The following is a 23,921-nucleotide window of genomic DNA, read 5'->3' as shown; positions in this document are numbered from 1 at the left end:
CTCAGCCCGCAAGGGCGGCCTCCGTCGCGGCGCACGCTCAGAGCACCAGACCCGTCCACGGGCGTCCGCCGTCCACGGGCGCCCGCTGTCCACGGATGCCCGCTGTCCACGGGTGCCCGCCGTCCACGGATGCCGGCCGTCCATGAGTGCCCGCCGTGCACGGGTGCCCGCCGGCCGGGCGAGTCCCGCCGGCCGGAGCCCGCGAGCTGGGCGGTGGGTGGCGGAGGCAGCGCGACTCACGCTTCCGGCTGGTTCTCATGGGCGTTATTCGGGACGAATAACGCCCATGAGAACCAGCCGGGACCCCCGGGCGCGCTGCGGCCGGGACCACCAGCCCGGTCGCGGACTCCGGCGGCGCAACTCGGCGGCAGACGCACGCGTCGACGGGTTCTCTGCTCCGGCCGGATCACCCGCAGACGCGGGCGTCGACGGGTTCTCTGCTCCGACCGGGATCGCGGCTGATGATGTGTCCGGCGGCCTATCCGTCGGTGAGCGGGGTCGGCGCGATCACCCACGGGACCCGCCGGTGGGGTTTCTGCCCTGACCGTGCCCCGCCGGGGAGATCGCCCTGGAGGGTTTCGCGTTCTGGGCCGGCCACGGCCCTGCGAAGCCCGCAAGGGTCCCCGCGGGAGCAGCGGACCTCGACCACGGCGGACGTGGGACAGGAAGAACTCGATCGTGATCGTGGGCCGATAAGGTACCTGCGATGGACACCGCGGACGACGGCACGAGCACGGCGGGATCCCTGGCGGCGTGGCTGGCGGGGGTCGCGTTCGCGGACCTGACCGAGGCCGAGGCGACCGGGCGGATCGTCGACGCGATCGAGGAGTGGGCCGGCTCGCAGGGCTGGCGGGTCTACCGGCGGGCGCCCAGCGTCTTCCCGTTGCCGGCGCCGCTGCGGGGCAGCTCGGTGCTCGACGTCGCGTGTGCCCGTCCGGCCGGCGCCGCTCCCGTCGCGATCGAGGTGGACCGGTCGGATCGTCAGCGCACTGTCGACAAGCTGCTCGCCGAGGCGGCCGCGGGGCGGGTCGCGATCTGGGTCCGGTGGGGCGCGGGGCCGTTCCCGCCACCGCCGCTGCCGGTGCACATGGTGACCAGGGAGGCGGCGCGGCGTGCGGGCAGGTGGCATACCGTGTCGGAGCGGCCCGCCCCGGAGCACTCCGGCGCCCCGCCCGTCGTCGCCGAGGTCGAGGAGCTGCCGTGGGAACCGTGACCGAGAGCCCGTCCCGCCTGGCCTGGCGGGTCACCGAGCCGCTGCACGCCCTGGTCTACCTGGTGCCGGAGGCGTCGGAGGTCTACGCGCGGCTCGGGCTCGACCCGATGGCGGGCTACTTCGCGGCGCGCGGCGCGGCGTTCGGCGAGGCCGGTCCGGCGCTGGTGGCCGCCACGTTCTACAACTTCAACCCGGCGATGGTCGCCCGGGCGCTGCCCGCGGCCTGGCGGGTCGTCACCCCCGAGCAGATGATCGCGGCCCGGCTGGAGATCGCCGGCGAGGCGCTGACCCGCGCGCTGGGTGCCGGGGTCGTGACGTCCCGGGAGGTCGCCGAGGCGGCCGAGCTGGCCCGCACCGCGGCGCTGGACGCGGCGGCGATGCCGCACGGGCGGCCGCTCTTCGCCGCGCACACGGAGCTGCCCTGGCCGGACGAGCCGCACCTGCGACTCTTCCACGCGCAGACGCTGCTGCGCGAGTTCCGGGGCGACGGGCACATCGCGGCCCTGCTGGAGGCCGGGATCAGTGGGCTGGAGTCGATCGTCCTGCACGTCGCGACCGGTGCGATCGACGGGCGGTTCCTGAAGATCACGCGAGGCTGGAGCGATGCCGAGTGGGCAGCGGCGGCCGAGGGGCTGCGGTCGCGGGGCCTGATGGCCGGGGACGAGCTCTCCGAGGAGGGCCGGCGGGTCCGCGAGTCGCTGGAGGCGGCGACCGACAGGCTGGCCGAGCCGGCGTACCGGGCTCTCGGTGAGCGGGGCTGTCTGCGGCTGGCCGAGCTGACCCGGCCGCTGAGTCGCACCGTCGTGAAGGCCGGCATGATGAACCCGGCCGCCCTGACCGAGGCCGCGAGTGAGCGCCAGCACGCAGGGTGATGCTCGAATCACTTGTCGTAACGTAGCTGGCAGGTCACGCTTGGTAGCGTGATTCGACAGCAGCGGCACCCGGCATCGTGGTGGGACCAGTTCCAGCAGGCCTCGGAGAAGTTCGATCTCGCCATCCTCACCGAGCATCTGGGCGACGAGATCGTCCCCAAGATCTCCTCGCCGCTGCTGCGCCGGGAGGCGGAGATCGCCCTGGAGGTGATGGTCCGCCACCTGAGCAAGCCGGCCAGCGAGGAGCTGGCGGAGCGGGCCCGCAAGGCCGTCGAGCGGATGATCGCGACGGTGGCCCGGCTCGAGGAGCGGTCCGGTGAGGGGTTCGAGCTGCGTGAGGTGCATGCCCTGATCCACCTGCTGGAGGGCAAGACCGGCGACGCGGCGCACGAGGCCGAGGAGTTCGTGAAGACCCAGGCGATCCTGCGGTGCTTCGTCGGCGCGCTGCGGCTGGAGCGCTTCGACAGCAACCTCGCGGTGAAACTGCTCGCGGCGGGTCAGGAGCCGGTGACGGCGCTGCACTCCGGCCAGGTGATCGGGAAGTATGCGTGGTGGCCCAGCTGGCTCCTCAAGGTCGTGACCGAGCGTGCGCTGGCCGGGCGGCTCGACGCCGAGACGGTGGCCGCCCTCGATCGCTGTGCGTATGCGGAGCTGAGCCCGGCCCAGGCGCGCATCGCCAAGCGCCTGCTCGACGGCGAGGAGGCGTTGATCGACGCGTCAGCGGTCCGGCTGGAAGGCCTGGGTGAGGCGCACGCCGCGGAGAAACTGCGCAACGGGGACCTCGCGACGGTGGCGCTGGCCGCGCGGCTGATCCCGATCTAGGCCGTGCCCTGGACCTGCTGTAACACGTCGGAAACAGGGGACCTAGGCTCAGCGGGTGACATTGCTCGACGTGGTGGGGTGGGCCGGCTCGGCTCTGCTCGTGTGGTCGCTCCTGCAGGCCAGGCTGTTGCGCCTGCGGGCGTTGAACCTGGCCGGCTGCTTGGTGCTGATCGGCTTCAACGCGGCGCTCGGGGTCTGGCCGATGGTCGGGCTGAACGTGGTGCTCACGATCATCAACGTCTGGTATCTGTGGCGGATGCTGGTGACCCGGCACGACGACAAGGCGTACCAGGTGGTCGAGGTGCGCCCCGACGACGAGTTCCTGGGGCACACGCTGCGGCTGCACCACGACGACATCGTGCGCTTCAACCCCGGGTTCACCGGGATCGCGCCGGGCGCTGCCGCGTTCCTCGTGGTCAACGGGGACGAGGTGGTCGGTGTCGTGGTGTTCCGCGGGGACGGCGACGGGGTGGCCCGGGTCGAGCTCGACTACGTCACCCAGCGCTATCGGGACTTCACGCCGGGGGAGTTCGTCTACCGGCAGAGCCGGTACTTCGCCGACCGCGGGTGCCACACCGTGATCACGCCGCCCGGGATGCGGGCGCCGTACTACGACCGTCTCGGCTTCCGGCGCGAGGGCGAGTCGTACGTGATGGAGCTGGTCTGACTCAGGCGCCGCCCTCGGTGAGGGTGACCGTGGCCGGCTGGAAGCTCGTGCCGTTCACGTCGACGCCGTCGGCCTTGGCCTTGTCGATCGCCTGCTTGATGTAGTCGTTGGTGTAGGCGAGGCCTTCGGGCGCCTTCTTCAGCACGGTGTCTCCGGTCTGGTTCTTGGTGGTCAGCGAGATGTCGACGGTCTGCTTCCAGGCCGTCTCGTCGACCACACCGACCCCGCCGGGCGCCGGCCACACCAGCTTGTTGACCTCGTTCATCTGCCACAGCTGGTGGCTCTTGCCGAGCTTGGAGCCCTTGGCGACGACCAGGTCACGGCATTTCTCGGCGTTGTCGCGGCAGAACGCCCAGCCCTTGATCGTGGCGGTCAGGAACTTCACGGTCTGCTGCTGGTACGCCGGGTCGCTGAGCTTTTCGGTGTTCGCCCACACCGCGTCCTGCAGCATCGACGATCCCTCGGTCTTCCAGTCGAGGATCGAGAAGTCGTCGGCGGTGTAGAGCTTGCCGGTCGCCGGGTTCTTCGCCTCCAGGAGCTGCGCGTACTCGTTGTAGCTCATCGCCTGGGCGGCGTCGATCTCCTTCTTCAGCAGCGCCTGCATGTCGAACTGCTGCTGGACCAGCGTCACGTCCTTGCCGGGGTCGATGCCGGCCTTGGTCATGCCGGCGAACAGCTCGAACTCGTTGCCGAAGCCCCAGTTGCCCACCTTCTTGCCCTTGAGGTCGGCCGCGGTCCTGATCCCGCTGTCCTTCCAGGCGACCTGGTACGTGCCGGAGCGCGCGAAGATCTGCCCGACGTCGGTGATCCCGGCGCCCTGCTCGCGGGAGGCCAGGGCTTTCGGCACCCAGGCCACCGCGTAGTCGGCCTTGCCCTGCGCGAGCACGGTCTGCGGCACGATGTCGACGCCACCCTCGAGCAGCTGCACGTCGAGGCCCTGCTCTTTGTAGAAGCCCTGGTCGGCGGCGGCGATGTAACCGGCGAACTGGGCCTGGTAGAACCACTGCAACTGCAGCTTGATCGGGGTCAGGGCGCCGTTCGCGCCGGGGGCCGGGGTGCTGGGGGTGTCGGCGGTGCCGCAGGCGGCGAGGGCGAGAAGGGAGGCGACGGCTATGCGGGAGATCTTCAATGCGGACTCCTGACTAGCTGATCAAACTTCGTTTCCAGGGCATGGTCAGTCGCTCCAGCAGGAGCGTGACCAGGTAGAAGGTCAAACCCAGAAGGCAGGCCCCGACAACGAAGGCCCAGGCCCGGGGGTACGCCGTGAAAGCGGCCGCCGAGGTGATCCGTGACCCGAGCCCGTCCTGGAGCCCGCCGAAGTACTCGGCCACGACGGCCGCGATCACGGCGAGGGACGACGCCTGCCGCAACCCGGTGAACAGGTGGGACAACGCGCCCGGCAGCCGCACCTTGACCGCGAAGGTCCAGCCGCTCGCGGCGTACGTCCGCATCAGCTCTTGATGGGTGGGGTCGATCTCGCGCAGGCCGCGCAGCGTGTTCAGGAAGACCGGGAAGAACACCACGATCGCCGTGACGAGCCGGCGCGGGATGCTGCTGGTCGACTCGAACATGTTGTTGAGGACCGGGGCGAGCGCGATGATCGGCAGCGCGTTGACCAGCGCCGCAAACGGCACCGAGACCTCGCCGAGGGCGGTGAACCGGCTGGCCGCGAGCGCCGCCAGGATTGCGGCGACGGTCCCGGCGATCAGGCCGATCAGCGCGTTGGCGCCGCTGGCCAGGGCCGCGTCCCAGACGTTGCCGCGCTGCTCGGCGAGCTGCGCCCCGATCGCCGAGGGAGCCGGGAGGATGAACGGCGCCACCCGCCCGAGCTTCACGAACAGCTCCCAGAGGATCAGCGCGAGGATGCCGGTGATCAGCGGCGGCAGCAGGCGCCTCATCCGCGCAGCGCCTTCCGCACCTCGGTGATCTTGTCGAAGAACGCCGGGGACTGCCGGCCGGCGTCGTCGCGGGACGGCAGCTCGACCTCGATCGAGGCGGTGATCCGGCCGGGGCGGGCGGACATCACCACGACCCGGTCGGAAAGGAACACCGCCTCGGAGATCGAATGTGTGACGAAGACTGTGCTGGTTCCCGTCTTGGCGCAGATCGACAACAGCTCGGACTGCAGGCGTTCCCGGGTCATCTCGTCGAGCGCCCCGAACGGCTCGTCCATCAGCAGCAGCGGCGGCTGGACGGCCAGGGCGCGGGCGATCGCGACGCGCTGCTGCATGCCACCGGAGAGCTGACCGGGGTAGTGGCCGGCGAAGTCGGCGAGCCCGACCAGCGTCAGCATCTCCTCGGCGCGGGCCTTGCGCTCGGCTTTTCCGATGCCGCGCAGTTCGAGGGGGAGTTCGACGTTCTTGCGGACGGTGCGCCACTCGAAGAGGCCGGCCTGCTGGAAGGCGAGGCCGTACGCCTGCTCGCGTCGTGCCTGCCCGGCGGGTTTCCCGGCGACCGTCACGGTGCCGGTGGACGGCTCGATCAGGTCGGCGATCAGCCGGAGCAGGGTGCTCTTGCCGCAGCCGGACGGCCCGATCAGCGACACGAACTCCCCGTCGCCGACGGTGAGATCCACATCGGACAGCGCCTGAGTCCCCGTGTTGAAGACCTTCGACACTCCCGAGATGTCGACCGCGCTCATAGCGTCACCACCTCCACGTGGCGGCGGTGGCGCATCAGCGGCACCTCCAGCAGACTGACGGCGCCCGCCACGAGCAGGCCGAGCAGCGCCGCTCCGAGCATGGCCGTGTAGACCTTGGCGGGATCCGAGGTGGCCTCCCGGGAGTACTCGATGATCAGCCGGCCGATCCCGCCACGGGTGCCGGTGGAGATCTCGCCGACCACCGCCCCGACGACGGCGGCCGCCCCGGCCAGGCGCAGCGCCGGGAACAGGTACGGCAGCGCCGCCGGGAACCGGAGTTTGACCAGCGTGCGCCACCAACCGGCGGCGTAGCTGCGCATCAGCTCCGCGCCGCTCGCGGACGGCGACTGCAGACCGCGCAGCATGCCGACCGCGATCGGGAAGAACGCCAGGTACGCCGCGATCACGGCCACTGTCGCCCAGGCCGGCATGATGCTGCCGCCCCAGCCGGCCACCAGCGGCGCGAGCGCCACCAGCGGCACGGTCTGGGACAGGATCACGTACGGCAGCAGCCCGCGCTCGACGATCCGGAACCGTTGCATGGCCATGGCCAGGAGCAGCCCGACCACGGCGCCCGCCACGAACCCGGCGGCGGTGATGCCGAGCGTGAACAGGCAGGCGCGCAGCACCACCAGCCACACCGGGTCACCGCCGGCCAGCTCCGGACGGCCGAGACGTTGCGCGACGGTCCACAGGTGCGGCATGGACAGGTCGTCGGCGCGCGGCAGGATCCGTACCCCGAACAGCACCGTCCCGTCGGGACTGCCGACCGCCTTGTAGCCCTCCCACAGCGCGACCGCCACGATCAGGCCGGCCAGGATCGCGAGCGCGCGCCTCATGCGAACGCCGGGATGATCTTCTCGCCGTACGTGGCGAGGGTGTTCTCCTTGTCGTCGTGCTGCAGATACACCGCGAACTGGTCGACGCCGAGCGACTTCAGTTCCTCCAGGCGCTTGAGGTGCTGTGAGGCCGGGCCGAGGACGCAGAACCGGTCGACGATCTCGTCCGGCACGAACGTGGTGTGGCTGTTGCCGGCCCGCCCGTGCTCGGCGTAGTCGTAGCTCTGCCGTGCCTTGATGTAGTCGGTCAGCGCCTGCGGGACCGCCCCTGACGAGCCATACCGCGCGACGATGTCGGCGACGTGATTGCCGACCATGCCGCCGAACCAGCGGGTCTGTTCGCGCTGGTGAGCGAGGTCGTCGCCGACGTAGGCGGGGGCGGCCACGCAGAACTTGATGGCATCCGGGTCCCGTTTGGACAGAACCGCGGCTTTCCGGACCGCCTTGATCATCCACTCCGCGATGTCCGGGTCGGCGAGCTGAAGGATGTATCCGTCGCCCACCTCACCGGTGACGGCGAGCGCCTTCGGCCCGTACGCCGCGACCCACACCTCCAGGCGGCTCTGGGCGGCCCAGGCGAGCTGGATCTCCTGACCGCGAACGGTCACCTTCTCGCCGTTGCCGAGCCCCTTGATCGCCAGCACGCTCTCGCGCAGCTGACCCAGGGTCTGCGGGGTGAGCCCCAGAACGCGCAACGCGGAGTCACCCCGGCCGATGCCGCACACGGTCCGGTTGCCGTACATCTCGTTGAGGGTCGCGAAGGTCGACGCCGTGACGGTCCAGTCCCGGGTGCCCGGGTTCGTCACCATCGGCCCGACGACGATCCGCTCGGTGGCGCCGAGGATCGCCGAGTAGACGACGTACGGCTCCTGCCAGAGCACGTGCGAGTCGAACGTCCAGAAGTGACTGAAGCCGGCGGCCTCCGCCTTCTTCGCCCAGTCCACCAGCGCGAGGGCCGGTGGGTCGTTCTGCAGAACCACTCCGATGTCCATGTGCGCCCGCCTCAGACCAGGTAGTCCGAGAGCCCGCGCGGCACGTACTTCCCGCGCCCCGGACGGCCGGTGTACTCGCCGTTGCGCGAGATCACCTCGCCGCGGGAGATGACGGTGTCGACCTTGCCGTCGATCTCCCAGCCCTCCCACGCGGAGTAGTCCATGTTCATGTGGTGCGTCTCGACGCTGATCCGGGTGCGCCCGTCCGGGTCGTAGAGCACGATGTCGGCGTCCGAGCCGGGCGCGATGATGCCCTTGCGCGGGTACATGCCGAACATCCGGGCCGGCGTGGTCGCGATCGTCTCCACCCAGCGGGCCAGGGACAGCTTGCCCTCGACCACGCCCTGATAGAGCAGGTCGACGCGGTGCTCGACGCTGCCGATGCCGTTCGGGATCTTGGAGAAGTCGCCGATCCCCATCTCCTTCTGGTCCTTCATGCAGAACGGGCAGTGGTCGGTCGACACCACCGACAGATCGTTGGTGCGCAGGCCCTGCCACAGGTCGGCGCGGTGACTCTCCTTGCCGCTGCGCAGCGGGGTCGAGCAGACCCACTTGGCGCCGTCGAAGCCGGGCGCGCCGAGCTGGTCCTCCAGGGTCAGGTAGAGGTACTGCGGGCAGGTCTCGGCGAACACGTTGCGGCCCAGGTCGCGGGCGTTACGGACCTGTTCCAGGGCCTTCGACGCGCTCAGGTGCACGATGTAGAGCGGACAGTCCGCGGCGACACTGGCCAGCCAGATGGCCCGGCTGGTGGCCTCCGCCTCCAACTCCTGCGGGCGGGTCAGCCCGTGGAAGACGGGATCCGTCTCCCCACGCTCGAGAGCCTGCTTCACCAGTACGTCGATGGCCGGCCCGTTCTCGGCATGCATCATGATCATGGCGCCGTTGTCGCGGGCCTTCTGCATCGCGCGCAGGATCTGCCCGTCGTCGGAGTAGAAGACGCCCGGGTACGCCATGAACAGCTTGAAGCTGGTGATCCCCTCGCTCGCCACGAGCTGGTCCATGGCCTTGAGCGACTCGTCGTCGACCCCGCCGACGATCATGTGGAAGCCGTAGTCGATGTGGCACTGATCGGCCGTCTTGCCGTGCCACGCGGCCAGCCCGTCCTGCACCACCTCGCCGTACCGCTGGATGGCGAAGTCGATGATCGTCGTGGTGCCGCCGATCGCCGCGGCCTTCGTGCCGGTGTCGAACGTGTCGCTGGCCTCGGTGCCGCCGAACGGCATCTGCATGTGGGTGTGCGCGTCGATCGCGCCCGGGATCACGTACTTCCCGGTCGCGTCGATCACCTCGGGACCCTCCGGCGCGCTGCCGGGCGCGAAGAGCGCCACGATCCTCTCGCCGTCGATCAGCACATCCGCGGGCGCGGCACCGGTCGGCGAGACGACCGTCCCGCCCTTGATCAGGGTGCTCATGGCTGGACCAGGCGGTCGTAGGAGTCCGGCCGGCGGTCGCGGTAGAACTGCCAGCGGTCGCGCACCGTCTTGAGCAGGCTCAGGTCCAGGTCACGCACGATCAGCTCGGGGTGGTGGGTGTCCGCGACGTCGCCGACGAACTTGCCCTCCGGGTCCACGAAGTACGTCTGCCCGTAGAAGTCGTTGTCGCCCAGCTCCTCGACCCCGACCCGGTTGATCGCGCCGATGAAGTACTCGTTCGCGACCGCGCTCGCCGGCTGCTCCAGCTGCCAGAGGTACGACGACAGGCCGCGGCTGGTGGCCGACGGGTTGAAGACGATCTGCGCCCCGTTCAGGCCCAGCGCCCGCCAGCCCTCCGGGAAGTGCCGGTCGTAGCAGATGTAGACCCCGACCCGGCCGACCGCGGTGTCGAACACCGGGTAGCCGAGGTTGCCGGGACGGAAGTAGAACTTCTCCCAGAAGCCCTTGACCTGCGGGATGTGGTTCTTCCGGTACTTGCCGAGGTACCTGCCGTCGGCGTCCACCACCGCGGCGGTGTTGTAGAGCACGCCCTCCTGCTCCTGCTCGTACATCGGCAGGACCATCACCATGCCGAGCTCGGCGGCGAGTGCCTGGAAACGCTCGGTCGTCGGGCCGGGGATCGACTCGGCGTACTCGTAGAACTGGGCGTCCTGCACCTGGCAGAAATACGGCCCGTAGAACAGCTCCTGGAAGCAGATCACTTTTGCGCCCTGGGCGGCGGCGTCACGGGCGTAATCCTCGTGCGCCTTGATCATCGATTCCTTGTCGCCCGTCCAATTCGTTTGGACGAGGGCGGCGCGGACGACTCCGGTCGTCATTTGCGGCCCCTCTCATTCGATCTTTCTCGGATGGCCAGCACGCGCAGTGCGCCAGGACGGCGCCTGTGATCGTGTGTCTACTCCCCGCAGTAACCGCAGCGCTAGACCTTGCTTCGTAGCGCCTGATGCCGTAGGACCTTAACGACACACATTCGAGCGAACAATTGCTGATACGTAACCGATTGTTTCGGAGAGGTAATTTGCTTCCGCTGATCACGGGGGCGGTCGAGGACCGCAGCGCCCGGGGAATCGCCGCGGCCGTGAGCCGTTTGATCACCGCCGGCCGATTGCCGGCGGGCGAGCGGCTGCCCACCGTGCGCGCCGTGGCCGGGTCACTGCGGGTGAGCCCGACGACGGTCAGTGAGGCCTGGCGCAACCTCACCCTCGCCGGGGCGATCCAGACCAGGGGCAGATCCGGCACGTACGTCGCCGGCCCGTCCCCGCCGCGGTTCACCCGGCTCGGCCGGCCGCCCGTCACCCTCGCGCTCGACCTGTCCACCGGAGTGCCCGACCCGGCGCTGCTGCCCGACCTGAGTGACGCGTTGCGCCGGGCCGGCGACGGTCGCTGGGCCGGCAGCTACCTCGACGAACCGGTCCTGCCCGGGCTGGAGGAGGTGCTGCGCGAACGGTGGCCGTTCCCGCCGGAGAGGCTGACGGTGGTCGACGGCGCCCTCGACGCGCTGGACCGGATCGTCGCCGCGACCCTGCGGTACGGCGACCACGTGCTCGTCGAGAATCCCACCTTCCCGCCCCTGCTCGACCTGCTCCAGGCCGCCGGCGCGACGGTGCACGGGGTCCCGCTCGACGAGTCCGGGATGGACCCCGTGGTGCTGCGCCGGCTGGTGGCCGAGCGGCGGCCCGCGGCGCTGTTCCTGCAGCCCCGGGCGCAGAACCCGACCGGTGTCAGCATGACCACGAAACGGGCCGCGGCGATCGCCCGGATCCTGCGGGACGCCCCGCACGTGCTGGTCGTCGAGGACGACCACGCCGGGGACATCGCGAGCGCGCCGCCGATCAGCCTGGGCTCCTACCTGCCCCGCCGGGTCGTGCACGTGGCCGGCTTCTCCAAGTCGCACGGGCCGGATCTGCGGCTCGCCGCGATCGGCGGCCCGGCCACCGTGGTCGAGCAGGTGATCGAACGGCGGCTGATCGGGCCGGGCTGGACCAGCCGGCTCCTCCAGGGCGTCCTGCTGGACCTGCTGACCTCGCCGGAGGTCGCGGACCGGATCGCGGCGGCCCGCAACGCCTACGCCGAGCGACGGATCACGCTGCTCGCCGCGCTCGCCGAGCGCGGCGTGACGGCCTCCGCGGCCGACGGCATCAACCTGTGGATGTCCGTTCCCGATCAGCAGAACGCGATGGTGACGCTGGCCGCGCACGGCATCGGGGCCGCGCCCGGAGCGCCGTTCCTGGTCACCCCGCTCGGCACCGACCACCTGCGGATCACCGCGGGGCTGGTCGCCGGCGGCCACGACGACCTGGCCGGTGCCCTGGCGTCGGCCGCCGTCCAACTCGGCCGGGGCAGCGGGCCCCGGGGCCGCGGCCACCCCCGCGGACTGATGTGAGGTGAGTGCGATGTCCCTGCTGGACCGTCATCGAGCTGTCATGCCGGCCTGGATGCCGGTGTACTACGGCGACGACGCGCTGGAGATCGTCTCCGGCTCCGGCCGCCGGGTCACCGACGCGAACGGCCGCTCCTACCTGGACTTCTTCGGCGGCGTGCTGACCACCATGATCGGTTACGACATCGCCGAGATCAGCGACGCGGTCCGGGCGCAGGTCGCCACCGGCGTCGCGCACACGTCCACGCTCTACCTGATCCGCCGGCAGGTCGAGCTGGCCGAGAAGATCGCCCGGGTCTCCGGCATCCCCGACGCGCGCGTCTTCTTCACCAACTCCGGGTCCGAGGCCAACGAGTCCGCGCTGCTCTTCGCCACGAACGCGCGCCGCTCGAACCAGATCCTCGCGATCAAGAGCGGTTACCACGGGCGCACCTTCGCGACGATGGCCGTCACCGGGCACCGCAGCTGGTCGTCGAGCTCGCTCAGCCCGCTCGTCGTGCACTGGCTCGCCGCGCCCGACCGGCTGCGCGGGCGCATGGCCGGGATGTCCGACGGCGATCTGCTCGACGCGGCCGTCGACGACCTGCGGGAGGTGCTCGCGACGGTCACCGCCGGTGACGTGGCCGGGCTGATCGCGGAGCCGATCCAGGGCGTCGGCGGGTTCGTTTCCGGGCCCGACGGGCTGCTCGGGGCGTACCGGAAAGTCCTCGCCGAACACGGCATCCTGCTCATCGCCGACGAGGTGCAGACCGGCTGGGGCCGGACCGGCGACCACTTCTGGGGCCATCAGGCGCACGGCGTCGTCCCGGATCTGATCACGTTCGCGAAGGGCATCGGCAACGGGTTCGCGCTCGGTGGCGTGGTCGGCCGGGCCGAGATCATGAACGCGGTGCCGGCCACCAGCTTCTCCACGTTCGGGGGCAACCCGGTCAGCGCGGCGGCCGGGAACGCGGTGCTGGACTACGTCCTCTCGCACGACCTGCAGGAGAACGCCCGCCGCGTCGGAGCGCTGCTGATCGAAGGACTGCGCAATCTGCCGTACGGCATCCTGGCCGACGTCCGTGGCCGCGGCCTGATGATCGGGCTCGAGTTCGTCCGCTCCGGCACCACCGAGCCCGACCCGGCGGTGACGACCCGCGTCTTCGACCTGTGCCGGCGCAACGGTCTGCTGGTCGGCAAGGGCGGCCTCTACGGCAACGTGCTGCGCATGGGGCCACCCCTGACCCTGACCGAGCCCGAGGCCCGCGAAGGCCTCGCCATCCTGACCGACGCGATAGCGACCGCCGACGCCGAGTCCCGCATCGCCTGACCCCGCCGCCGGCCGCGGTGGGCGCTTCAGTTTTGTCGTCGGCTCGCGAACTTTCGCTCGTTCTGAAGAAACTTGGCTTCACGGCGGACGAAACCTCTGGGTAACGTCGCTCAGGCATCCATCTCGATGTATCGATTGAGGGGGCCGCAATGAAGCCGTCACTCAGCCGCCGCCAACTTCTCGGCGCTGCCGCCGCTGCGGGCGCCGCCACGACCATCACCGTTCCGTCCGCGGCCACCGCGCACGGGGGCGGCACGCTGCACCGGGTTCCGAGGGACCAGATCAGCGTGCAGCTCTACACGCTGCGCGACCAGCTCGCCGTCAACCTGGAGGCGAGCCTCGCCGAGCTCGCCGCGATCGGTTACACCCGGGTCGAGCACGCCGGATTCGTCGGCCGCACCGCCGCGCAGTTCCGCGCCGCCCTGGACGCGGCCGGCCTGCGCGCCACCTCCGGCCACGCCGGCATCCCGCAGCCGTTCGCCGCCGCCACCTGGCAGCGGACGCTGGAGGACGCCGCGATCGTCGGCAACAGGTTCATCGTCCACCCGTTCTTCGGGCAGGGCGCCACCGGGCCGGTCCGGGACGCGGCCGTCTACCGCGCGTTCGCCCGCGACCTGAACAAGGCCGGTGAGCTGGCCCGGCGCGCGGGGCTCAGCTTCGGATACCACAACCATCAGGCCGAGTTCCTCCGGCAGGACGGCACGAAACTGACCGGGTTCGACATCCTCACCCGGGAGACCGACCCGCGCCTGGTGCACCTGGAGGTGGACCTGTTCTGGGCGTTCCGCGGGGCGCACGACCCGGTGGACCTGATCGCCGAGCACCACGGGCGGATCAAGCAGGTGCACGTCAAGGATCTGAACGTGGCCGGCAGTTTCGCCGACCCCGGTGACGGTTTGATCGACTTCGGGCGGATCTTCGCACGGTCGCGCGAGGCCGGCCTGGTCGAGTACATCGTGGAGCGTGACGACGCCGGCACGCCGCCACGGACTCCGGCGGATGCCCTGGTCACGGCTCGGCGCGGATACGCGTACCTAGCAGGCCTGAGATTCTGATGTCGTCCTTCGGTGCAAGACTGATCAGCCTTGCCGGGATCGCCGTGCTGGCCACCCCGGCCGTGGCCGTGGCCCATCCGGGTCACGAGTTGCCGCCGTCCTCCGACTTCCAGAAGGTCACCCTCGACGACTTCCCGGGCGAGCCGATCGCGCTCGCCGTGCTGCCCGACCGGCGGGTGCTGCACACCGCCCGCTCCGGCGAGGTCCGCATCCACGAGCCGTCCACCGGCCGTAACGTCCTGGCCGCGAAGATCCCCGTCTATCTGCACGACGAGGAGGGTGTCCAGGGCGTCGCGATCGACCCGGACTTCCCGCACAACAACTGGGTCTACCTCTACTATTCGCCGGTTCTGAACACGCCCGTCGACGACCCGGCGACGCCGGCCGTGAACGAGGGCGACGCGCCGTCGGAGGGCACGGCTGCCGACTTCGCGCCGTTCAAGGGCGTGATGCGGCTGTCCCGGTTCAAGCTGAGCGGCAACACGCTGCGGCTGAACACCGAGCAGAAGATCATCGAGGTCGCGACCGATCGCGGCATGTGCTGCCACGTCGGCGGCAAGATCGACTTCGACCGGTCCGGGAACCTGTTCCTGTCCACCGGCGACGACACCAACCCGTTCTTCTCCAGTGGATTCGCGCCGCTCGACGAGCGGGCGAACCGCAACCCGGCCTTCGACGCCCAGCGCACCGCCGGGAACACCAACGACCTGCGCGGCAAGCTGTTGCGGATCAAGGCCGGCCGCAACGGCGGCTACACGGTTCCGCGCGGCAACCTGTTCCGGCCGGGCACGCCGAAGACCCGCCCCGAGATCTACGCGATGGGGCTGCGCAACCCGTTCCGGTTCACGCTCTCGCCGACGTCGGACACGGTCTACCTGGCCGATTACTCGCCGGACGCACGGACCGCCGACCCGGCGCGCGGCCCGGCCGGGCACGGGCGCTGGATGGCGATCGACAGACCGGCCAACTACGGCTGGCCGTACTGCGTGGCGCCGGACATGCCCTACGTCGACTACGACTTCGCCACCGGGGTGTCGGGCGCGCCGTTCGACTGCGCCGCGCCGGTGAACGATTCGCCGCACAACACCGGCCTGCGCCGGCTGCCCCCGGTGGAGAAGGCCGAGATCATCTACTCGTACGGCGTCAGCTCCGCCTGGCCCGAGCTGGGCACGGGCGGCATCGGGCCGATGGGCGGGCCGGCCTACCGGTACGACGCGCGCTCCCGGTCGCCGTTCAAGTGGCCGGCCTCGTTCGACGGGCTGCCGCTGTTCGCCGAGTGGACCCGCGACTACGTCAAGGCGTTCCACCTCGACCGGCGCAACCAGGTCACCCAGATCGACCCGGTGCTGCCGGAGATCGTCTTCGACAACCCGATGGACCTGGAGTTCGGGCCGGACGGGGCACTCTACGTCCTCGAGTACGGCGACGGGTACTTCAGCGAGAACCCGGACGCGCAGCTGGCCCGGATCGACTACGTCCGCGGGAACCGGACGCCGATCCCGCGGGCCAGCGCCAACCCCGGCAACGGGCAGGCGCCGCTGACCGTGCAGTTCTCCAGCGCGGGCACGGTGGACCCGGACGGGGACCCGCTGCGGTACGCCTGGGACTTCGACGCCGACGGGCGGGTCGACTCGACCGCGCCGAACCCGGTCCACACCTACACCGTGAACGGCAACTACCGGCCGGTTCTCAAGGTCACCGACAGCACCGGGCGGTCCGCGTCCGCCGAGGTGATCCTGCCGGTGGGCACCGCCGCGCCGCAGGTCACGTTCGTGACGCCGGTGGCGGGTCAGCCGTTCGCGTTCGGCCAGACCGTGAACTACGAGGTCACGGTCGGCGATGACGCGCCGGTGGACTGCGCGCGGGTGACCGTGACGTACATCCTCGGCCACGATCAGCACGGGCACCCGCTGTCGACGTCCTCGGGCTGCACCGGCTCGATCACCACGTTCGTCGACGCCGGGCACGCCGGAGCCGACAACCTCACGGCGGTGTTCGTCGCGTCCTACACGGACACCGGCACGCCGCCCCAGACGGGTTCCGCCACCGTCGTCCTCACCCCGACCGCCTGACCCCGTCCGTCACTGGGAGGCATCGACCGATGCCTCCCAGTGACATGTATGGCTATCTTGTCCTACATGGACGTGGGAGATCTGACCGAGACCGAACGCCTGGTCTGGGATGCGTTCGCGGTCGGGGAGAGGATCGATCTGGCTGCTCGGCCGGACCGCCGCGTCCGGGCCGAGGTGCTACGGGCCCTGGCGCTCGGCGCCCGGCCGGCCGAGCCCGGCTGCCTGCCGGCGTTGCGGATCGCCGGGGCGGTCGTCACCGGATCGCTGCGGCTGGCCTATGCCGACGTCAGCGTCCCGATCACCATCTGCGACTCCCAGGTCGGGGAGCCGATCCTGATCTACGGCGCCCGGTTGCGCCGGTTGACCCTGAGCGGCTCCGACCTGGCAGGGGTCGAGGCGCAGGGCGTGGTGGTCGAGAGCGGCATCGACCTCACCGGCGCCGTGTCGACCGGTCCGATCACGCTGACCGGCGCGCGCGTCGACGGTGTCCTGCTGCTCGACGGCGCGCGGCTCAGCGGCGGTCCGGTGGCGCTCGACGCCACCCATCTCACGGTGAGCCGGTCGATCCTGGCCCGCAAGGGCTTCGAGTGCCACGGAGAGATCCGTCTCGGTGGGGCCGAGATCGCCGGCTCGGTCCGGTTCGACGGCGCCTTCCTGGACAATCCCGGTGAGTGGGCGATCCAGGCCCAGGGTCTGCGGGTGGGGGCGGTGCTCGACTTCTCCGGCGGCGCCCGGGTGGCGGGCGGCATCCGGCTGAGCAACGCGGTGGTCGCCAGTGTCCTGACGCTGCGCGGCACCGTGCTGACCGAGCCTCGTCGCGGCGAGTCCCTCGACCTGCGCAACCTGGCGGCCGCCGAGGCGATCATGCAGTACGGCGCGCCGGTGCCGGGCCGGGTCGATCTGCGGTACGCCCGCATCGGGCTGCTCCGTGACGACCCGTCGTCCTGGCCGGTCGAGATCAGCCTGGACGGCTTCGGCTACGAGATGATCGCCGGGTCGGCGCGGGTCACGGACCGCCTGCGCTGGCTGCGGCTGGACCCGGGAGGTTACCGGCCGCAGATCTACGCCCGCCTCGCCGCCGTCTACCGGGCAGCGGGGCGGGACGACGACGCCCGCGTCGTGCGGCTGGCGGGCGAGCGCCGGCTCCGCGAGTCGTTGCCGCGGACGGGCCGGCTGTGGGGCTGGTTGCAGGATCTCACCGTGGGCTACGGTTACCGGCCGCGCCGGGCCGGCGCCTGGCTGGTCGCGCTGCTCGGGCTCGGCTGGGCGGTCTTCGCGGCGGTGCCGCCCCGGGCGGCCGAGGCGTCGAAGGCTCCCGAGTTCCACGCCGTCGCCTACGCCGCTGACCTGCTGCTTCCGGTGGTGGACCTGGGGCAGCAGTCCGCCTACCTGCCGCGGGGCTGGACGGCCTGGATCGCGTACCTGCTGATCGGCGCCGGGCTGTTGTTCGCGACGACCGCGGCCACCGGGATCGCCCGCCGGCTGCGCCGCGACTGACCCGGACGCGCGTCAGGCTCCGAATGCCTCAGACCGGACGAAAACGGCACGACGTCAGCGATGCCGGGGAGTTTACACGCCCGACATGATGCCCTGGTTGTCCGAATTGAGGAGTGTCTATTATCCGCGGATTGTTCACCAATCCTTGGTTGACAAGTACGGAGAGTGGCGTTGGAGTTACTCAAAGCGAGGTTTTGGGAAACAACAGGTTAACGAGGGCGGAATCTTATACATGTTGCGTTCGCGCTATGGCAGGGAAGCCTGTTGACCATTCACGATCAGCCGCGTGACAGATACATCCGTGATCCTCGCGCTGGTGGTCGTTACGGCACTCGCCTTCGACTTCACCAACGGGTTCCACGACACGGCGAACGCGATGGCCACCTCCATCGCCACGAAGGCGCTCCGGCCCCGAACGGCCGTGGCCCTCTCCGGTGTTCTCAACCTGATCGGCGCCTTCCTCTCCGTCGAGGTCGCCCTCACCGTGACCAACGCGGTCGTGAAGATCCAGGACAAGTCCGGCGCACCCAAGGCCGAACTGCTTGCCCACGGCGGGTCCGGCCTCCTGCTGATCGTCCTGGCCGGCCTGGTCGGCGGCATCGTCTGGAATCTGCTCACCTGGCTGGTCGGTCTGCCGTCCAGCTCGTCCCACGCGCTCTTCGGCGGCCTGATCGGCGCGACAGTGGCCGGCCTCGGCTGGGCCGGCGTCAACTGGAACGGCGACGGGTCGAAGCTCGACGGCGTGGTCGGCAAGGTGTTGCTGCCCGCCGTGCTGTCCCCGCTGATCGCCGCGCTCGTCGCCGCGGGCGGCACCTGGCTGATCTTCAAGGTCACCAACGGGATCGCGGCCCGGTTCACCGAGCGGGGCTTCAAGTGGGGCCAGATCGGCTCGGCCTCACTGGTCTCGCTCGCCCACGGCACCAACGACGCGCAGAAGACGATGGGCGTCATCACGCTCGCCCTGATCGCCAGCGGCGACTGGAGCGACACCAAGAACATCCCGCTCTGGGTGAAGGTGGCCTGCGCCCTCGCGATCGCGCTCGGCACCTACCTGGGCGGCTGGCGGATCATCCGCACCCTCGGCAAGGGCCTCACCGACATCAACCCGGCGCAGGGCACCGCCGCGCAGTCCGGCGCGGCCGCGGTGATCCTGGCCTCCAGCCAGCTCGGCTTCGCGCTCTCCACCACGCACGTCGCCACCGGCTCGGTGCTCGGCTCCGGCCTCGGCCGGCCCGGCGCGGCGGTGCGCTGGGCGGTCGCCGGGCGGATGGTCGCGGCCTGGCTGATCACGCTTCCCGCGGCCGGCCTGATCGGCGCCGCGATGTGGTGGATCGGTCACCTGATCGGCGGCCTGGCCGGCGCGGTCGTGGTGTTCCTGCTGCTGGTCGCCGCCTCGGTGGCGATGTGGCTGCGCTCGCGTACCCAGCAGGTCTCCGCGGAGAACGTCAACGACGACTGGGACGCCCGCCCGGACGCCCCCGTCGCCGGGCACAGCGCGGACACCGTCCTGGCGGAGTCAGCGGTCACCGAGCCGGCCCCCGTGGCCGCGGCGAACTGAGCGGAGACGATCATGCACAACTTCGGATTCGCGCTGGACGGCGCGTGGCGGGTGCTGGTCGCCGGGCTCGTGCTCGGCGCCGGGCTCCCGGTGTTGTTCGCCCTCGGCATCCGGTCGCTGGCCTGGGGTGCGGGGGAGGCGTCGGTGAACTCCTCGGGCGTCACCGCCGGGACCCGCCGGCCGCTCGGCACCGCGCTCGGCTACCTGCTCTTCGCGATCGTCGTGGCCGGGGTGCTGCTCGGGCTGACGTTCATCGTGGCGTCCGGCTTCGGCAACAAGCTCAGCTTCGAGCACATCTACCCGACGATCGTCCCCAAGTAAGCCCGTCCGGCTCACGCCGGTTCTCGCGCGGCGTCCGCTGTGGCCCGCTCGGGCTGCCGCGTCGCGACGCTCCGGCTGGTTCTCATGGACGTTATGAGGCACGAATAACGTCCATGAGAACCAGCCGGGACCGTCCGGCGCGTGGCGACCGGGACCGGCTGCGGAGGCCGCGCGTGATCCGCGCGGGGCTCGGCCGGCCGGGGGCGCCGGAATGCCGTACGGCGGCATGATCTTGATGGTGAAGGTGCGGCCCGGCGGCGAACCGCCGGGCCGTCTGCGTGCCGGATGAGGAAACGCCGGGCCTCGGGCCGGGATGGGCCTCGGGCGAGGCCGCGTGCCGGGATCGGTCTCAGGGGAGGCCGCGTGCCGGGATCGGTCTCAGGCCAGGCTGCGGGCCAGGACCCGGAATCGGCTCAGGCCAGGCTGCGGGCCAGGACGCCGATGTCGGTCTGGTCGGTGAAGAGGCCGTCGATCCCGGTGCGCAGGAAGGTGATCTGCTCGGCGATCGCCTTGCCGTACGCGGCCGGGTCGGTGCCGGTCCGCAGCTCCGCCGGGAGGAACGTGTTCTCGGCGCGGAACGTGTACGGGATGACCTTGAGGCCGGCCCGGTGCGCGTCCCTGACCAGGCTCGTCGGGGTGCCCAGGGTGCCGTCCGCGGTGCGCGGGATGATCTGGCTCTTGTCCGGGCCGAGGCCGTCGGCGTACTCCGACAGCTCCTCGAGGCCGGCCGGGGTCAGGTAGTCCGCGTAGGTGCGGGTGTCGCCGAACGGCGTGCCGGACGCGCTGGTCAGGAACACCAGCGGAACCTCGACGCGGTAGTGGTCGGCGAGGGTCTTCAGGTTCTTCGCCTCGAAGGACTGGATGAAGACCTTGGCGCCGCGGCGGTCCAGGCCGTTGCGGCGCAGGATCTTGACGAGCGGGGTCTCCAGCTCCAGGCCGATGCTGCGGAAGAACGAGGGGTGCTTGGTCTCCGGGAAGACGCCGATGTCCCGGCCCAGCTCCTTGACCAGGCGCTTGCGCAGGTCCAGCACCTCCTGGAAGGTCGGCACCTCGAACAGGCCGTCGAAGAGCGTGTTGTGCTGGCGGGTGCCCGGGATGCGCTCGGTGGCGCGCAGCGTCTTCAGCTCGGCGAGCGTGAAGTCCTGGGTCCACCAGCCGGTGACGCTCACGCCGTCGAGGACGACGGTCCGCTTGCGGGCGGCGAACTCCGGGTGCGACGCGACATCCGTGGTCCCGCCGATCTCCGGCTCGTGGCGGCAGACCAGGACGCCGTCCTTCGTGCTGACCAGGTCCGGCTCCATGTAGTCGGCACCCATGCGGGCGGCCAGCTCGTACGACGCCAGGGTGTGCTCCGGCCGGTATCCGGAAGCGCCCCGGTGGCCGACGACGAGCGTCTGCCTCGCCGGGTGGCTGCCCGGCTTGTCGTGGGCGAGGGCGGGGGAGGCGACGGCCCCACCCAGCGCCGGCGCGGCGGCGGCCACCGCGCCGAAGCGCAGCACCTGACGGCGATCTGCCACTGTGTTCCTCCACGGCTCCTGAATCCGGCCTCGATGACCGGATTCACCGAGAGGCAGTCCAGGTGACGCATTCGTCGTGAGGGAGACGATCTCGTGGCCTGTCCGCGAACGCCCGGCCAATGGTCGTGGACCGGGCGACAGAACTCAGGTCAGGACCTCCGCCAGGCGGCGGGCCTCGCGGACGAGACGGGAGGAGCCCTTGCGGGCGGCCACGGCGGTCAGCTCGGGGATCGCGGCCTGCGCGCCGATCGCCGCGGCGGCCTGGGTGGCGACCTCCAGCAGGTCGGGCAGCCCGCGCGGGGCGGCCGGGAGCAGGATCGGCAGGGCGGTGGCGAGTACCTCCCAGACGGCCGCCGCGGCCCCGGCGCGGTGGGCGTCGGCGAGCGCGGACGCCACCCGGGACAACTTGATCACGTCGTCCCGGCCGAGCGCGCCCAGCTCGGCGCCGACCGTCGCGGCGAACGGCTCGGGCCGCGCGGCCAGGGTGAGGAACGCGTCCACGGCCGCGATCCGGTCCGGCTCGTGGCGGGCGGCCAGCGTGTACACCACGGCCAGGGACATCGCGGGGCCGATCGGGCCGGACGCCTCGGCGAGCAGCGGGACCAGCGACGCGTCCCGGCTGTCCTGGTCGGCGAGCGCGGCGAGACCGGGCAGGGCCCAGGCCGCGGCGACCTCACGGTGGTGGGGGAGCACCATCGCCAGGATCTCGCCGGAGAGCTCGTAATCGCTCTCCCAGCCCGGCCGCGGCGAACGCGACAGCGTGGTGATCGGGGTTTCCAGGATCAGGCCGCGATCGTCGGCCCGGGCCGGGTCGAGGTTGGCCACCACGCGCTTGACCGCGCCGCCCTCCTGCTCGAAGCGGGTGCTGATCGGGACGGGCAGACCGCCGTCCGCCAGCCACGTGGCGAACTGCCGGCCCCGGGCGGACGTCAGCCTCTCCGCGGCGGGCCGGGCCGCTGGGTCGATCACCACGCGGAGCAGCGCCTGCTCGTAGTCCAGCGGCCACGGCTCCCGGCCCTCGGCCTCGGCCCGGGCCAGGCGCGCTGCCAGGACCTCGGCGTCCAGGCTCCCGTCGCTGCCGGTCGGCGTGGCCAGCAGGGTCGTGACCGGGGCGGCGCACCAGCGCTGGGCGATCTCGGCAATCCGTAGTTTCAGCACGTCACCCGGGGTGTGGATCAGGGACGCGTCGTCGCCGGCGTAGACCGCCTCCCACCGGACCCGTCCGGCCATCGGGCCTTCGGCGCCGTCGAGGATCGCCCGGGTCGCCTCGCCGAGGAAGCGGACACGGGTCCAGCCGTAGCCGGCGAGCCGGTCGGCGTGGCGGGCCAGCACCGGGGCGAGCGCCTCCGCGGCGCCCGGACCGAGAGTGATCAGGGCGGCCAGGACCCGTTCCCAGCGGACGGCCGTCTCCTCGTGCAGCAGCGTGCCGAACTCCTCGGCCAGCTCCGCCGCGCTCGCGATGGGAGGTGGCATCGGCGCCGCCCGCGGTGTCCCGGCGATCGTGGCGCCGGAGGACGTGGCGGCCCCCGATGCCGGCGTCTCCGGACTCACCAGGGCGATCGCGCGGGCGTGCAGGGCGCCGGCGAGCGACCCGGCCGCGCCGAGGATCGCGGCACGATCGCCGGGGCCGAGCCGCGGTGCCAGACGCCCGATCGCCGCGAGCGCCTGATCCTGCACGTCCAGCGAGGGGTGGCCGAACGCGACGGCCATCGCCCCGGCGAGCGCACCGGCCCGGCCGGGCTCACGCGCCGCGACCCGTTCCAGCCAGGACAGCTGGGCCCGGGCCAGACCCTTCTCCTTACGGGCCAGCAGACCCGCGCTAGCCTCGGCCAGCACCGCGGGGTCCAGCCGGCCGGCGTCGTCGACCGCCTGCAGCGCCCGCTGGGCGAGACCGGCCACGGTGGACGACGCCACGCCGAGCATGTGCGCATAGTCCGCCGCGTGGCGCGTCATCTCGTCCACAGTCGGCGCCAGCTCGTCGTGCAGCAGCAGGAACGGCCGCAGGGAAGCGGGCCGGTCGGGACGTGCCAGCCGGTCCACGGTCGCGGCCACGATCTCCTCGCGGTCGAGAGCGCCCTCCTCGGCGAGCCGGGCCACGGCCGTGCCGAAAGCCGGGGACCTGGTCCACTCCGACCCGTCCCACCACTGCCAGAACAGCTCGCCGCCGAGCCCGTCCAGCGCGAAGACGGCCGGCAGCAGCGCCGCCCGCCACGGATGCTCCCGCAGGCGATCCAGGACCGCCGGCGGGGTGTTCCCGTCGTGCTCGTGCAGCTCCCGCAGCCAGCCCCGGACGAACCCCGCGGTGGCGGGTGGCGCCGCTCCGCCCTGAAGGACCAGCGCGCTGACGAGCCGCCACTCGGCGAGGCCCGGACCGGTGGGGCGGATCCGGCCGGCCAGGCGCAGCCCGAGATCGCCCAGCCAGGTGAGCCGCCGGGCGCCGGCGATCCGCAGGAACTCGCCGGCCGGGACGCCCGGCGACTCCAGCAGATCCGGCCGGCCCAGGACCGCCCCGGCCTTGGCGGCGGTCGGCAGGCAGGCGATCGCGGCCAGCCCGATCACCGGGCCGGGCGACGGCGTCTCCCACCAGTCGCCGGCGCGCATCGCCCTGACCCGGGCGGTCAGCTCGGGCCCGAAGGCGAGCCGCTCCTGCTCCGGGGTGGCGAGCAGCAGCGGGACCAGACCGGCCGGGTGGCCGGCGTGCTCCTGGATCAGCGACCAGGTGAGTGCGGGCAT

Annotated in this window: 20 protein-coding genes; 11 read left to right on the top strand and 9 right to left on the bottom strand. The window is 71.4% G+C overall.

The window, feature by feature from the left end:
- Positions 1–706: 706 nt before the first annotated feature.
- The 4 genes from Acy02nite_RS03615 to Acy02nite_RS03600 are packed head-to-tail and all read left to right on the top strand — an operon-like array spanning position 707 to position 3,574.
- Positions 707–1,213, top strand: a complete 507-nt coding sequence (locus Acy02nite_RS03615) for a hypothetical protein (RefSeq protein WP_203738324.1) — start codon at positions 707–709, stop codon at positions 1,211–1,213.
- A complete protein-coding gene (locus Acy02nite_RS03610; protein WP_203738323.1) occupies positions 1,201–2,085 on the top strand; it encodes an SCO6745 family protein in 885 nt (294 codons plus the stop codon). The genes Acy02nite_RS03615 and Acy02nite_RS03610 overlap by 13 nt, the downstream gene beginning before the upstream one ends.
- A 48-nt stretch (positions 2,086–2,133) precedes the next feature.
- Positions 2,134–2,907 carry a hypothetical protein gene (locus Acy02nite_RS03605; protein ID WP_203738322.1) on the top strand — a complete coding sequence of 258 codons (774 nt, stop codon included), beginning with the start codon at positions 2,134–2,136 and terminating at the stop codon, positions 2,905–2,907.
- Between the two features lie 55 nt (positions 2,908–2,962).
- On the top strand, positions 2,963–3,574 hold the full coding sequence (locus Acy02nite_RS03600; protein WP_203738321.1) for a hypothetical protein: 612 nt from the start codon (positions 2,963–2,965) through the stop codon (positions 3,572–3,574).
- Between the two features lies 1 nt (position 3,575).
- On the opposite strand, the gene Acy02nite_RS03595 is transcribed toward Acy02nite_RS03600, so the two are convergent.
- Genes Acy02nite_RS03595 through Acy02nite_RS03565 form a run of 7 tightly spaced genes read right to left on the bottom strand, consistent with a single transcriptional unit; the run spans position 3,576 to position 10,297 of the window.
- Entirely contained in the window at positions 3,576–4,703 is a 1,128-nt protein-coding gene (locus Acy02nite_RS03595) for an ABC transporter substrate-binding protein (RefSeq protein ID WP_203738320.1), read from the bottom strand.
- Between the two features lie 13 nt (positions 4,704–4,716).
- Complete coding sequence (locus Acy02nite_RS03590; protein ID WP_203738319.1) at positions 4,717–5,472, bottom strand: ABC transporter permease; 756 nt, start codon at positions 5,470–5,472, stop codon at positions 4,717–4,719.
- Positions 5,469–6,215: an ABC transporter ATP-binding protein gene (locus tag Acy02nite_RS03585; RefSeq protein ID WP_203738318.1), complete on the bottom strand. Its 747-nt coding sequence runs from the start codon at positions 6,213–6,215 to the stop codon at positions 5,469–5,471. The genes Acy02nite_RS03590 and Acy02nite_RS03585 overlap by 4 nt, the downstream gene beginning before the upstream one ends.
- Positions 6,212–7,054, bottom strand: coding sequence for an ABC transporter permease (locus Acy02nite_RS03580; RefSeq protein WP_203738317.1), 843 nt, complete (start codon positions 7,052–7,054; stop codon positions 6,212–6,214). The genes Acy02nite_RS03585 and Acy02nite_RS03580 overlap by 4 nt, the downstream gene beginning before the upstream one ends.
- On the bottom strand, positions 7,051–8,046 hold the full coding sequence (locus Acy02nite_RS03575; protein WP_203738316.1) for a TIGR03842 family LLM class F420-dependent oxidoreductase: 996 nt from the start codon (positions 8,044–8,046) through the stop codon (positions 7,051–7,053). Before Acy02nite_RS03575 ends, Acy02nite_RS03580 begins: the two co-directional genes overlap by 4 nt.
- An 11-nt stretch (positions 8,047–8,057) precedes the next feature.
- On the bottom strand, positions 8,058–9,458 hold the full coding sequence (hydA, locus tag Acy02nite_RS03570; RefSeq protein ID WP_203738315.1) for a dihydropyrimidinase: 1,401 nt from the start codon (positions 9,456–9,458) through the stop codon (positions 8,058–8,060).
- A complete protein-coding gene (locus Acy02nite_RS03565) occupies positions 9,455–10,297 on the bottom strand; it encodes a nitrilase-related carbon-nitrogen hydrolase (protein WP_203738314.1) in 843 nt (280 codons plus the stop codon). Before Acy02nite_RS03565 ends, hydA begins: the two co-directional genes overlap by 4 nt.
- Positions 10,298–10,497: 200 nt before the next feature.
- Between Acy02nite_RS03565 and Acy02nite_RS03560 the strand changes: the two genes are divergently transcribed.
- The 7 genes from Acy02nite_RS03560 to Acy02nite_RS03530 all read left to right on the top strand — a co-directional run bounded on the left by Acy02nite_RS03560 (position 10,498) and on the right by Acy02nite_RS03530 (position 19,671).
- Positions 10,498–11,862, top strand: a complete 1,365-nt coding sequence (locus tag Acy02nite_RS03560; protein ID WP_203738313.1) for an aminotransferase-like domain-containing protein — start codon at positions 10,498–10,500, stop codon at positions 11,860–11,862.
- A gap of 10 nt (positions 11,863–11,872) precedes the next feature.
- The gene (locus Acy02nite_RS03555) at positions 11,873–13,168 is read left to right on the top strand and encodes an aspartate aminotransferase family protein (RefSeq protein ID WP_425548206.1); all 1,296 of its coding nucleotides are present in this window, start codon (positions 11,873–11,875) and stop codon (positions 13,166–13,168) included.
- Between the two features lie 149 nt (positions 13,169–13,317).
- Complete coding sequence (locus Acy02nite_RS03550; protein WP_203738311.1) at positions 13,318–14,223, top strand: sugar phosphate isomerase/epimerase family protein; 906 nt, start codon at positions 13,318–13,320, stop codon at positions 14,221–14,223.
- Positions 14,223–16,295: a PQQ-dependent sugar dehydrogenase gene (locus Acy02nite_RS03545; protein WP_203738310.1), complete on the top strand. Its 2,073-nt coding sequence runs from the start codon at positions 14,223–14,225 to the stop codon at positions 16,293–16,295. Before Acy02nite_RS03550 ends, Acy02nite_RS03545 begins: the two co-directional genes overlap by 1 nt.
- Positions 16,296–16,361: 66 nt before the next feature.
- Positions 16,362–17,792, top strand: coding sequence for a hypothetical protein (locus tag Acy02nite_RS03540; RefSeq protein ID WP_203738309.1), 1,431 nt, complete (start codon positions 16,362–16,364; stop codon positions 17,790–17,792).
- Positions 17,793–18,078: 286 nt separating this feature from the next.
- The gene (locus tag Acy02nite_RS03535; RefSeq protein ID WP_203738308.1) at positions 18,079–19,350 is read left to right on the top strand and encodes an inorganic phosphate transporter; all 1,272 of its coding nucleotides are present in this window, start codon (positions 18,079–18,081) and stop codon (positions 19,348–19,350) included.
- Between the two features lie 12 nt (positions 19,351–19,362).
- The gene (locus Acy02nite_RS03530) at positions 19,363–19,671 is read left to right on the top strand and encodes a hypothetical protein (RefSeq protein ID WP_203738307.1); all 309 of its coding nucleotides are present in this window, start codon (positions 19,363–19,365) and stop codon (positions 19,669–19,671) included.
- A gap of 413 nt (positions 19,672–20,084) precedes the next feature.
- Here Acy02nite_RS03530 and Acy02nite_RS03525 read toward each other — a convergent pair whose 3' ends face one another.
- Positions 20,085–21,188: a glycerophosphodiester phosphodiesterase gene (locus Acy02nite_RS03525; RefSeq protein WP_203738306.1), complete on the bottom strand. Its 1,104-nt coding sequence runs from the start codon at positions 21,186–21,188 to the stop codon at positions 20,085–20,087.
- Between the two features lie 144 nt (positions 21,189–21,332).
- Positions 21,333–23,921, bottom strand: coding sequence for a DUF6493 family protein (locus Acy02nite_RS03520; protein WP_203738305.1), 2,589 nt, complete (start codon positions 23,919–23,921; stop codon positions 21,333–21,335).

The organism is Actinoplanes cyaneus, assembly GCF_016862095.1.
In the GTDB taxonomy this organism is placed as follows: domain Bacteria; phylum Actinomycetota; class Actinomycetes; order Mycobacteriales; family Micromonosporaceae; genus Actinoplanes; species Actinoplanes cyaneus.
The sequence above is the reverse complement of the archived record's forward strand: the minus strand, read 5'-3'. Positions and strand labels throughout refer to the sequence as shown.

Excerpts from the sequence above, each read along its gene's own strand:
- Acy02nite_RS03555 (WP_425548206.1), top strand. The coding sequence starts at position 11,873 with ATGTCCCTGCTGGACCGTCATCGAGCTGTCATGCCGGCCTGGATGCCG.
- Acy02nite_RS03615 (WP_203738324.1), top strand. The coding sequence starts at position 707 with ATGGACACCGCGGACGACGGCACGAGCACGGCGGGATCCCTGGCGGCG.
- Acy02nite_RS03550 (WP_203738311.1), top strand. The coding sequence starts at position 13,318 with ATGAAGCCGTCACTCAGCCGCCGCCAACTTCTCGGCGCTGCCGCCGCT.
- Acy02nite_RS03585 (WP_203738318.1), bottom strand. The coding sequence starts at position 6,215 with ATGAGCGCGGTCGACATCTCGGGAGTGTCGAAGGTCTTCAACACGGGG.
- hydA (WP_203738315.1), bottom strand. The coding sequence starts at position 9,458 with ATGAGCACCCTGATCAAGGGCGGGACGGTCGTCTCGCCGACCGGTGCC.
- Acy02nite_RS03575 (WP_203738316.1), bottom strand. The coding sequence starts at position 8,046 with ATGGACATCGGAGTGGTTCTGCAGAACGACCCACCGGCCCTCGCGCTG.
- Acy02nite_RS03545 (WP_203738310.1), top strand. The coding sequence starts at position 14,223 with ATGTCGTCCTTCGGTGCAAGACTGATCAGCCTTGCCGGGATCGCCGTG.
- Acy02nite_RS03565 (WP_203738314.1), bottom strand. The coding sequence starts at position 10,297 with ATGACGACCGGAGTCGTCCGCGCCGCCCTCGTCCAAACGAATTGGACG.
- Acy02nite_RS03540 (WP_203738309.1), top strand. The coding sequence starts at position 16,362 with ATGGACGTGGGAGATCTGACCGAGACCGAACGCCTGGTCTGGGATGCG.
- Acy02nite_RS03520 (WP_203738305.1), bottom strand. The coding sequence starts at position 23,921 with ATGCCCGCACTCACCTGGTCGCTGATCCAGGAGCACGCCGGCCACCCG.
- Acy02nite_RS03580 (WP_203738317.1), bottom strand. The coding sequence starts at position 7,054 with ATGAGGCGCGCGCTCGCGATCCTGGCCGGCCTGATCGTGGCGGTCGCG.
- Acy02nite_RS03590 (WP_203738319.1), bottom strand. The coding sequence starts at position 5,472 with ATGAGGCGCCTGCTGCCGCCGCTGATCACCGGCATCCTCGCGCTGATC.
- Acy02nite_RS03530 (WP_203738307.1), top strand. The coding sequence starts at position 19,363 with ATGCACAACTTCGGATTCGCGCTGGACGGCGCGTGGCGGGTGCTGGTC.